Raw genomic sequence first — 10,431 nt, 5'->3', positions numbered from 1 at the left:
GGCCTGGCGGCGAGACATCCACGCCCACCCCGAGCTCGGCTTCGAGGAGACCCGCACCGCCGCCCTGGTGGCCGAGCAGCTCGCCGGCTTCGGCATCGAGGTGCATCGCGGCGTGGGCCGCACCGGCGTGGTCGGCGTGCTGCGCAACGGCACCTCGGGCCGCAGCGTGGGCCTGCGCGCCGACATGGACGCGCTGCCGGTCGACGAGGCCAACCACTTCGAGCACCGCTCGCGTCACGCCGGGCGCATGCATGCCTGCGGCCATGACGGCCACACCGCGATGCTGCTGGGCGCGGCGCGCTACCTCGCCGCCACCCGGCGATTCGACGGCACGGTGAACTTCATCTTCCAGCCCGCCGAGGAGGGCCTGGGCGGCGCGCGCGCCATGCTCGAGGACGGCCTGTTCGAGCGCTTTCCCTGCGACAGCCTGTTCGGCATGCACAACCGGCCCAAGCTCGCGGTGGGCCGCTTCTCGGTGCACCGCGGGCCGATGATGGCCGGCGGGGCGTTCTTCGACATCGACATCACCGGCGTGGGCGCGCATGGCGCGCGGCCCGAATCGTCGGTGGATCCGCTGATGGTGGGCGTGCAGATCGCCAGCACCCTGCAGACCATCATCTCGCGCAATGTGCGCCCGGTGGACACCGCGGTGCTCTCGGTCACGCAGTTCCACGCCGGCGACGCCTACAACGTGATCCCGCAGACCAGCCGCCTCTCGGGCACGGTGCGCGCGTTCTCGCACGAGACCATGCGCCTGATCGAAGCCAACATGCGCCGCGTGGCGCGGGGCGTGGCCGAGTCGATGGGCGCGAGCGCGAGCGTGGATTTCCGCGTGAACTTCGCGCCGCTGGTCAACGATCCCGAGCAGGCCGACTTCGCGCTGTCGGTCTGCCGCGATCTGGTCGGGGCGCCGCAGGTGGTCACCGACGCGCCGCTGATCATGGCCTCCGAAGACTTCTCGTACATGCTCGAGAAGGTGCCGGGCTGCTTCATCAACATCGGCAACGGCGATGTGGAGGGGTCCTGCGAGGTGCACAACCCGGCCTACGACTTCAACGACGCGGCCCTGCCGCTGGGCGCGAGCTTCTTCGCGAGCGTGGTCGAGCGCAAGCTCGCGCCGGCCTGAGCCGCACCGCTGCCTGCCGACCGAGCCGAGCGCCGACCACCCCGCCCGCCGCCCGCACCGCGCCGCCCGCACCGCGCCGTCCGCCCACGCCGCCGTCCGCCATGAGCGACCACGCCCACCCGCACGATCACGATCACGCCCACCCGCCGCCGCCCGGCGGCACGCTGGGCATCGCGCGGATCGGCGGCTTCGACCCGGCCGCCTTCGAGCGCGCCATCACCGACCTGCTGCGCGCCTGCGGCATCGAGCCCGAGGGCGCGCACACCGGCAGCACCCCGCGCCGCGTGCGCGAGCTCTGGGAGCGGCGCCTGCTCGGTGGCTACAACCTCGACCCGGCGCAGGCGCTCGGCGAGGGCTTCGCCGATCCGCGCACCGACATGGTCATCGTGCGCGGCATCGCCATCCACGGCGTGTGCCCGCACCACCTCGTGCCGTTTCGCGGCGTGGCCCATGTGGCCTATGTGCCCGGCGGCCGGCTGCACGGCTTCGGCCGGATCGCGCGCCTGGTCGACGCGATCGGCCACCGCTTCACCTATCAGGAATGGATGACCCGCGACATCGCCGACGCGCTCCACCAGCACGGTCGGGCCGCCGGCGCGGCCTGCGTGATCGAGGCCGAGCAGCTGTGCCTGCTGCTCGGCGAGGATCGGCGCGGCGACGAGCGCGTGGTCACGCAGGCCTTCGCGGGCTGCTTCGGGCACGATGCCCAGCTGCGCGCGGAATTCATGCGCGCGCTGCCCGGTCCGTCGATCTGAGCCGCGTCGCGCCACCACCCCACCGATCGCCGCCCGCGCGGCCAGGAGACACTGCATGGGACACTTCATCGAACTCACCGCCGCCGACGGCCACCGCTTCCAGGCCTGGGTGGCGCAGCCCGCCGGCACGCCGCGCGGCGCCCTGGTGGTGGTGCAGGAGATCTTCGGGGTGAACAGCCACATCCGCGCGGTCACCGACGGCTATGCCGCCGATGGCTATCTCGCGATCGCGCCGGCGCTGTTCGATCGCGTGCAGCGCGGCTTCGAGACCGGCTACACCCCCGAGGACATCCAGACCGGCATCGCGCTGATGCAGAAGGCCTCGATGGACGGCGCCATGCTCGATGTGCAGGCCTGCCTGGCCCATGTGGCCGGCGCTGGCAAGGCGGGCATCACCGGCTACTGCTGGGGCGGCACGGTGGCCTGGGTGGCGGCCTCGCGCGTTGCCGGCCTGGCCTGCTCGATTCCGTACTACGGCGGCGGCATCCACGCCAACATCGCCGCGCAGCCGATGTGCCCGGTGATGTTCCAGTTCGCCGAACGCGACCGCTCGCCCACCATCGCGCAGGCGCGCGAGATCGCCGCCGCGCACCCGCAGGCGGTCACCCATGTCTATCCGTCCGACCATGGCTTCAACTGCGACCAGCGGGGCTCCTACGACGCCGCCAGCGCCACGCTCGCGCGCCAGCGCAGCCTGCAGTTCCTGGCCACCCATGTCGGCTGATCGCAGCCAAGACCATCGACCCCTGGAGGCATTCCCATGAGCTCACCCGCAGGCGCGCCGACACGGCGCGTGGCCCTGATCACCGCCGCCGGCAGCGGCATGGGCGCGGCCTGCGCGCGTGAGTTCGCCGCGCAGGGCTGGCAGGTGGCGGTGATGTCCTCGAGCGGCCGCGGCGAGGCGCTGGGCCGCGAGCTGGGCGGCGTCGGCATCACCGGCAGCGTGCTGCAGGCCGACGATCTGCAGCGCGCGGTGCAGACCACGCTCGACACCTTCGGCCGCATCGACGCCGCGGTGTGCTCTTCGCCGCATCCGCCCAAGGGCAAGCTGCTCGAAATCGCCGACGCCGACTGGCACAAGGGCCTCGATGTGATCCTGATGCCGGTGATCCGGCTGGCCCGGCTGCTGGTGCCGGTGATGACCGCGCAGGGCGGGGGCTCGATCCTGAACATCAGCACCTACGCGGCCCTCGAGCCCGACCCGCTGTTCCCGGTGAGCGGCACGCTGCGCGCGGCGCTGGCGCACTTCGCCAAGCTCTTCGCCGACCAGCAGGCCGCCGCGGGCATCCGCATGAACAACCTGCTGCCGGGCTTCATCGACAGCCTGCCCGAGACCGCCGATCGGCGCGCCCGCATCCCGATGGGCCGCTACGGCAGGGTGGACGAGATCGCCCGCACCGCGGTGTTCCTCTCGGGCGAGGGTGGTGGCTACATCACCGGGCAGAACCTGCGGGTGGACGGCGGGCTGACGCGGCACGTCTGAGCGGCCGCCTCACCCCCGGGCCGGACGCAGGTCGTAGCCCAGCCTGGGGAAGTGCACCACCACCTCGCCGGCGCGATCGTCCACGCGACGCAGCGCGATCTCGTCGGCGGCCAGGTAGACCAGCTCCCCCTGGGTGATCTCCTGGCCATTGTCGTCGGCGCGCACCCGTACCTGGCTGCCCAGAGGCGGGTCCTCGGGCTGCGCGGCCGAGGGCGGCAGCGGCGCGGGCGTGGCGGCGCGGGCCACGGCGATGGCCTCTTGCGCCGGCATCGGCTGCGGCCGGCCGTGGCCGATCGCGCGCACCCGCTGCATCCAGTCGGCCAGGCGCGAAAAGCCCGAGAGCTCGAAGGCGAGCCGCTGGGTGCGCGCGGTCAAAAACCACAGCGGGTGATACACCGCGAGGTCGGCCACCGTGGGCTGCGCGCCCAGGATCCAGGGGCGGCCATCGGCGAGCATCGCCTCGATCTGCGGAATCTGCGCGCGGGCCAGCGGCGCGTTGCGGCGCGCCGCGCGCAGCATCGTGGCCTCGTCGGGCGCGGGAAGGCCGCGCATGGCCGAGCGGTCGGCCTGCAGGCCCGGCGGCAGCACATCGCCGTTCATGCCCGAGGCATAGAGCGTGATCGGGCGCATCAGCCGGTTCTCGGCCCAGAAGGCGATGGCCTCGGCCTGCGCGGCGAGCGCCGAAGGCAGCAGCGGCGGCTGCGGGTGACGCCGCTCCAGTTCGCGCACGATGAGGCGGGTGTCGCACCAGATGTCGGCGCCGGTCTGCAGCACCGGCGTGCGCCGATAGCCGCCGGTGAGCGCCACCAGATCGGGCTTGGGCGCCACCGGCGGGATGGTGACCGCGCCCCAGGCAAGGCCCTTGAAACCCAGCGCGAGACGCGCCTTCTCGGCGAAGTTGGAGAAGTCGTAATGATGGAGGATGACGTCGGTCATGGCGCTCTCTGCGCGGTGGGCGGTGATGGCCGCGAAGCGGTCGCGCCATCATCGCCGCGCGCGGCCTGCGGCGTCACGCCGAATCCGGGCCGATCAACCGCATCCGCTTCGATTTCGACGCGGGCCAAGGCTTCATCGCCCCCCACTCAGCTCCCAGCCGGCCCGGCGCGCTCAACCCTGCGCGATGCGCTGCCCGTGCTCGCGGGTGGCGTGAAAGCCCACCTTCGGCCAGCGCTCCTCGGTGACCTGCAGGTTGTAGCGGTTGGTGGCCAGGTACACCGGGTTGCCATCGACATCGCGGCCGAGGCGGGCGGCCTGCTCGCGCTCGAAGCGCTTGCGCTCCTCGTCGTCGGGAAAGACCAGCCAGCGCGCGGTGGAGATGTCGGCCGCGTCGTAGATGGCGTCGACCTTGTATTCGGTGGTCAGGCGCTGGGCCACGATCTCGAACTGCAGCACGCCGACCGCGCCCAGCAGCAGATTGCCGGTCTCGGTCTCGAAGACCTGAATGGCGCCCTCCTCGCCGAGCTCGCGCAGGCCCTTGTGCAGCTGCTTGCTCTTGAGCGGATCGCGCGGGCGCGCGATGCGAAAGAGCTCGGGCGCGAAGTACGGGATGCCGCGAAAGGCCAGCGCCTCGCCCTCGGTGAGGCTGTCGCCGATCTGCAGCTGACCGTGGTTGTGGATGCCGATGATGTCGCCGGCCACCGCGTCCTCGCTGGCCACCCGCTCGTTGGCCATGAAGGTGAGCGCGTTGCCGATCTTCAGGTCCTTGCCGGTGCGCAGCTGGCGCACCTTCATGCCCGGCTGGTAACGGCCCGAGCACACCCGGAAGAAGGCGATGCGGTCGCGATGCTTGGGATCCATGTTGGCCTGGATCTTGAACACGAATCCGCTGAACGCCGGTTCAACGGGCTGAACCATGCGCACCGTCGCGTCGCGCGGCTGCGGCGGCGGCGCCCAGTCGATCAGGGCCTGCAGCACCTCCTGAACGCCGAAGTTGTTGATGCCCGAGCCGAAGAACACCGGCGTCTGGGTGCCGGCAAGAAAGCGCTCGAGCGACAGCGGCGCCGAGGCGCCACGGATGAGTTCGACATCGGATCGCAGCTCGGCCACCTCGTCGGGGAAGAGCTCGTCCAGGCGGGGGTTGTCGAGCCCGGTGATCAGCTCGGTGTCGTCGCTGCGCCGCTCCTCGCCCGGCGTGAAGCGCATCAGCCGGTCATCGAGCAGGTGGAACACGCCGCGAAAGCGCTTGCCCATGCCCAGCGGCCAGGTCACCGGCGCGCAGTCGATGTGCAGCACCGACTCGATCTCCTCGAGGGTCTCGACCGGCGGTCGCACCTCGCGGTCGAGCTTGTTCACGAAGGTGATGATCGGCGTGCTGCGCAGCCGGCAGACCTCGAGCAGCTTGATGGTCTGGGCCTCGACGCCCTTGGCGGCATCGATGACCATGACCACGGCATCGACCGCGGTGAGCACCCGGTAGGTGTCCTCGGAGAAGTCCTGGTGGCCGGGCGTATCGAGCAGGTTGATGACATGGCCGGCGTACTCGAACTGCATCACCGAGCTGGTGACCGAGATGCCGCGCTGCTTCTCGACCTCCATCCAGTCGGAGGTGGCGTGGCGCGCGCTCTTGCGGGCCTTGACCGTGCCGGCGAGCTGGATGGCGCCGCCGAACAGCAGCAGCTTTTCGGTGAGCGTGGTCTTGCCGGCGTCGGGGTGGGAAATGATGGCAAACGTGCGTCTGCGCTTGACTTCACTGACGATCTGCTCGTTCGACATCACCCAAGAACCCCGTTATGTACACAGCTATGTACGCATTTCTGAAGGTGCCCATAGCGGCGGCACACCGGCCTTCTCTTCTGAGGCTGGGAAACCCCTGGTCCTGAGGACTCCCAACGCTGGAGATTCTAGCTTTATTATTAGCTGCTCTCAAGAGCATATTATATGGGTTAGTGTGCTCTTAAGAGCACTTTTCCTTGAACTCCACCTCCCGTCATGGTACTGGTCAAGGAGACAGGAACACTCATAGAGGTGCTTCGATGACTGCCCGCAACAAGCTGCTCACTGCGCCGCCCTACGCCGTCGAAAAGACGCTGAAAGGGCTGGGTGCGAACCTGCGCACGGCGCGGCTGCGGCGCAACCTCACCATCGGCGAGATGGCCGAGAAGATCGGCACGGGCGAGCGTGCCGTCGCCGACGCCGAGAAGGGAAAGCCCTCGACCGGCATCGCGGTCTATGCGGCGCTCCTCTGGGCGCTCGACCTGCTTGATCAGCTTGATCTTGTCGCCACGCCCGAGCGGGATCAGGAAGGACAGACCCTGGCGCTTTCGCGCGAGCGGGGCCGCGCCCGTCCGAAGGCGGAGCTGAGCAATGACTTCTGAAGCGCCGGGGGAGTGCTTCGTCTACATCACGCTGCCTGGTGAAACCGAGCCCGTCACAGCCGGACGCTTCGCGCTTTCCGTTGACCGACGGGGCGTACCCGAGGGGCGCTTTGTCTACGGACGCAGCTACCTTGAGCGGCCCAATGCCGTGGCGATCGACCCGGTCGAGCTGAAGCTTGCACCGCGAACCTATGCAACCGCGTCGATGGAGGGCGTTTTCGGCGCGCTGCGCGATGCAAGTCCGGACTACTGGGGCCGCCGGGTCATCCAGCGGCATCTTGGCAAGGCGCAGCCCAGCGAGATGGACTACCTGCTGTACTCGCCCGATGACCGGGCGGGCGCGCTCGGCTTCGGGCTCCACCAGACGCCACCCGCACCCAAGCGCACCTTCAACCGGACACTCGATCTGGCAGCGGTGCAGGCCATCGCCGATGCCATCGTGGCCGATGCTGATCACGATCAGGTCGAGAATCTGATGGTGATCGGCACGTCGATGGGCGGCGCGCGCCCCAAGGCCGTGGTCGAAGACGACGAAGGCCTCTGGATCGCGAAGTTCAACAGGCCGGACGACCCCTGGAACAACGCGCGGGTCGAACACGCCATGCTGACCCTCGCACGGGCTTGCGGTCTCGTCACGGCGGAAAGCCGGGTTGTCGAAGTCGCCGGGCGCGATGTCCTTCTGGTCAAGCGCTTCGACCGTGAGAAGACCGATGCTGGCTACCGGCGCGCCCGCATGGTGAGCGCGCTGACCCTGCTGCGCGCGGAGGACACCTACCAGTCACGCGACAAGTGGTCGTACGTCTTGCTCGCGGAAGAACTGCGGCGCGTCTGTGCAGAGCCCCGGCAAGGCACCGCCGAACTGTTCCGCCGGATGTGCTTCAACGCGCTGATCTCCAACGTCGATGATCACCCGCGCAACCATGCGGTCCTCGCGCGCGCGACCGACTGGAGCCTCTCGCCTGCCTATGACTTGACGCCTGCCGTGCCGGTCAGCACGCAGCGGCGCGATCTGGCGATGGCGTGCGGCGATGCGGGCCGGTTCGCGAATGCAGAAAACCTGCTCTCGCAAAGCGCCCGCTTCCTGCTCGATCCGGACGAAGCGCGTGCGATCGTCGATGCGATGCAAGCGCAGGTACGCGGCTGCTGGTACCCGATGGCGCGCGCGGCGGGCGTCAGCGAGCGGGACTGCGAGAAGATCGCCTCGGCGTTCGCCTACCCGGGCTTCGATCAGAAAACCGAACATGCCTGAGCATCAGCCGCTGCATTGCGCGCGGTGGGTGCGTGTGCGAGTTCCGAATGACAGAGGCTCGCCGGGCCGTCAGGGGGCGGCATCGTCCGCGCAGGAGGGCTCGCGGGCGCGGGAATCGGCCGGCATGGACAGGCGCGCTATCGCCCCACGAAGCGGCTGGCCGGCGGCAGCGCCGGGTCATCGGTGAGGGTACGCAGGAAAGCCACCAGATCGTCGGCGTCCTGCGGGCTGATCCGCGGCGCGCGCCCGCGGTTGAAGGGCGCGCCCTGGTGGACATTGCCGCGCAGGGCGAGCGGCAGGTCGTTGTACGGCAGCACCCCGGGCGCCACCGCCGGATACCAGGCCGGGTTGCTGTCGCGGGTGGCATAGAAGCGCACCGAATCCTCCAGGCTGGCGATCGCGCCATTGTGGAAATAGGGCGCGGTCAGGGCCACATTGCGCAGGGTGGGCACCTTGAAGAAGCCGCACAGGTCCGTGCGGGCGCTGAGGTCGGTTCGCTTCGGGCCGCACAGGCCCATGTCGAAGAAGGCCGGATCGGCGTTGGCCGTGATGGCCGGGTTGCGTGGCACACCCAGGGCGAAGTACCCGAAGTTCGTGAACAGCGGCCGGCTGCCGTCACCGCCGGTCTGGCTGCTGTGGCAGTTGCTGCAGTTGCCGCGGGCCGGATCGTTGAAGACCGCCAGGCCGCGCTGCTCCTGGGCACTGAGAGCGATCTTGCCGTCGAGAAACTGGTCGAAACGGCTGTTGAAGCGCTGGTAGTCGGGATCGAGCTGCTGATAGGTCTGCAACGCGCTGCGCAGGGTGTCGTACACCGCCTGGTCGCCGGCGCCCGCGGCCAGGCCGAAGACACGGGCGAAGTCGCCGAAGTAGCCGAGCGCGCGCACCCTGGCGGCCACCGCGGCGATGTCGGCATTGGCCATCTCGTTGACGGCCAGCAGCGGTCCGGCCGCCTGCGCAGCGCGGGTGTCGGCCCGGCCATCCCAGGTGAAGCCGCCGCGCGGATTGCCGTTGCCGCCCAGGCGGAAGGCCGTGTTGTCCTCGAGATAGCGCAACGAAGGGCTGCTGCGAATGCCCTGCACGGTCATGGTCACGCCACCCAGGGGCAGGGTGGTGCCTGCGGGGTCGGCATGTGCCCTGGCCTCGTCGTGGCAACTGGCGCAGGCGAGCTGGCCGCTGGCCGACAAGGATTTCTCCCGGAACAGCAGCGCGCCGACCGACAGCGGGGTGGCGGTGCTGGCGGCAGGCGGGGGAGAGGCCGCAGGCGCAGGTGCCGGTGCCGGTGCCGGTGCGGGTGCCGGCGCCGGCGAGCCGGCAGGCGACGGCGCAGGCCCGGGCGCGCCACCGACCCCGTCGTTGGTCACCACCGCGGCGCCATCGGCACCCGCCGAGGATGACCCGCCACCGCCGCAGGCGCAGGCCAGCAGGGCGACCGAGAGCAGCAGGAAGGGCGTGCGCAGCCGAGCGCTGACGCGGGCAGATCGGGCAGGAGAGGTCATGGCGGGAGGGAATCGGGGAGAGAGGGCGCCAGCGCGCGGAGCACCCGATCCGGCGTGATCACCGGCCCGCGGGTCGAAGGACAACCCTAACGGAGCGCAGCCCGACCGGTGGCGCCTGGCCGACGAACGGCCGGTAAGGCCCGCGGCCCGCGGCTCGCGGCTCGCTGCCCTGCTGGCACAGGTCTTGCGCTGTTCCTGCTCGCCCCCAGCCAGAACCCGTTTGGGATCCCAATTGGTGCGCAAATCCTCATGATGGTGAACAAGACTCCCCGTTCGGCACCGCCCAGCCTCGATCTGGTGCAGACCGCCGCAGCCGACCGCGAGAAGACCACGCTCGCGCAGACGGTCTATGAGCGCCTGAAAGACGACATCTTCGAGTTCCGCATGGCGCCCGGGCGGCGCTATGCCGAGCAGGAGCTCGCCGACCGGCTGGGGGTGTCGCGCACGCCGTTGCGCTTTGCGCTGCACGTGCTGGCGCGCGAGGGCTCGCTGCAGCGGGTGAGCGGTCATGCCTGCTGGCAGGTGCCGGCGTTCGACCTCGCCTACTACGAGGACCTCTATGACTTCCGCACCCAGATCGAGCTGATCGCGGCAAGGCGGCTGTGCGCGCTGGACCCGGCGCCCGACCTCGGCGCACTGTGCGCCTTCTGGCGCGTGCCCAAGCGCCAGCGCAACCTCGACGGCCAGACCGTGGCTCGCGAGGACGAGCGGCTGCACAGCACCCTGGTCGAGCTCGCCGGCAATCGCGAAATGCTGCGCACGCACCGCGACCTCACCGAGCGCATCCGCATCATCCGCCGGCTCGACTTCATCGAGCCCGATCGCATCCACGCCGCCTACGAGGAGCACGCCAGGATTCTCGGCGCCCTGCTCGCGCGCCGCACGGGTGATGTCGAGATGCTCATCCGCGCGCACATCGGCGCCTCGCGCGCCGAGATCCGCCACATCACCCTGCACCGGCTCTCGCTCGCCTCGCGCAGCGCCGAGCCGCGTTCCTGAGAAAGGCAT

10 protein-coding genes are annotated in these 10,431 nt (G+C 70.1%); 7 read left to right on the top strand and 3 right to left on the bottom strand.

Annotated features, from left to right (window positions below; genetic code table 11):
- From AC2H6A_RS05785 to AC2H6A_RS05770, 4 genes are all read left to right on the top strand, one after another.
- The coding region (locus tag AC2H6A_RS05785; RefSeq protein WP_484272196.1) for a M20 aminoacylase family protein at nucleotides 1-1,126 on the top strand (1,126 nt) is incomplete at its 5' end.
- Between the two features lie 101 nt (nucleotides 1,127-1,227).
- Nucleotides 1,228-1,881 carry a GTP cyclohydrolase I FolE gene (gene folE, locus AC2H6A_RS05780; protein ID WP_484272195.1) on the top strand — a complete coding sequence of 218 codons (654 nt, stop codon included), beginning with the start codon at nucleotides 1,228-1,230 and terminating at the stop codon, nucleotides 1,879-1,881.
- Between the two features lie 55 nt (nucleotides 1,882-1,936).
- Nucleotides 1,937-2,605, top strand: a complete 669-nt coding sequence (locus AC2H6A_RS05775) for a dienelactone hydrolase family protein (RefSeq protein WP_484272194.1) — start codon at nucleotides 1,937-1,939, stop codon at nucleotides 2,603-2,605.
- 36 nt (nucleotides 2,606-2,641) lie between these two features.
- Nucleotides 2,642-3,364, top strand: coding sequence for an SDR family oxidoreductase (locus AC2H6A_RS05770; protein WP_484272193.1), 723 nt, complete (start codon nucleotides 2,642-2,644; stop codon nucleotides 3,362-3,364).
- Nucleotides 3,365-3,373: 9 nt separating this feature from the next.
- Here the strand turns inward: AC2H6A_RS05770 and AC2H6A_RS05765 are convergent, their stop codons facing one another.
- Together AC2H6A_RS05765 and AC2H6A_RS05760 are read right to left on the bottom strand one after the other, a co-directional pair.
- A complete protein-coding gene (locus AC2H6A_RS05765; protein WP_484272192.1) occupies nucleotides 3,374-4,300 on the bottom strand; it encodes a glutathione S-transferase family protein in 927 nt (308 codons plus the stop codon).
- Nucleotides 4,301-4,471: 171 nt separating this feature from the next.
- Nucleotides 4,472-6,076 carry a peptide chain release factor 3 gene (locus tag AC2H6A_RS05760; protein WP_484272191.1) on the bottom strand — a complete coding sequence of 535 codons (1,605 nt, stop codon included), beginning with the start codon at nucleotides 6,074-6,076 and terminating at the stop codon, nucleotides 4,472-4,474.
- 260 nt (nucleotides 6,077-6,336) lie between these two features.
- Here AC2H6A_RS05760 and AC2H6A_RS05755 point away from each other — a divergent pair, with 260 nt between their 5' ends.
- Nucleotides 6,337-6,678, top strand: coding sequence for a helix-turn-helix domain-containing protein (locus AC2H6A_RS05755; protein ID WP_484272190.1), 342 nt, complete (start codon nucleotides 6,337-6,339; stop codon nucleotides 6,676-6,678).
- Nucleotides 6,668-7,927, top strand: a complete 1,260-nt coding sequence (locus AC2H6A_RS05750; protein ID WP_484272189.1) for a type II toxin-antitoxin system HipA family toxin — start codon at nucleotides 6,668-6,670, stop codon at nucleotides 7,925-7,927. Before AC2H6A_RS05755 ends, AC2H6A_RS05750 begins: the two co-directional genes overlap by 11 nt.
- Nucleotides 7,928-8,064: 137 nt before the next feature.
- Here the strand turns inward: AC2H6A_RS05750 and AC2H6A_RS05745 are convergent, their stop codons facing one another.
- Nucleotides 8,065-9,423: a cytochrome-c peroxidase gene (locus AC2H6A_RS05745; RefSeq protein ID WP_484272188.1), complete on the bottom strand. Its 1,359-nt coding sequence runs from the start codon at nucleotides 9,421-9,423 to the stop codon at nucleotides 8,065-8,067.
- Nucleotides 9,424-9,672: 249 nt separating this feature from the next.
- Here AC2H6A_RS05745 and AC2H6A_RS05740 point away from each other — a divergent pair, with 249 nt between their 5' ends.
- Nucleotides 9,673-10,422, top strand: coding sequence for a GntR family transcriptional regulator (locus tag AC2H6A_RS05740; RefSeq protein WP_484272187.1), 750 nt, complete (start codon nucleotides 9,673-9,675; stop codon nucleotides 10,420-10,422).
- The last annotated feature ends 9 nt before the right edge of the window (nucleotides 10,423-10,431 follow it).

It is taken from the genome of Quisquiliibacterium sp. (genome assembly GCF_982640115.1).
This window is presented reverse-complemented; position numbering and strand designations above follow the sequence as displayed.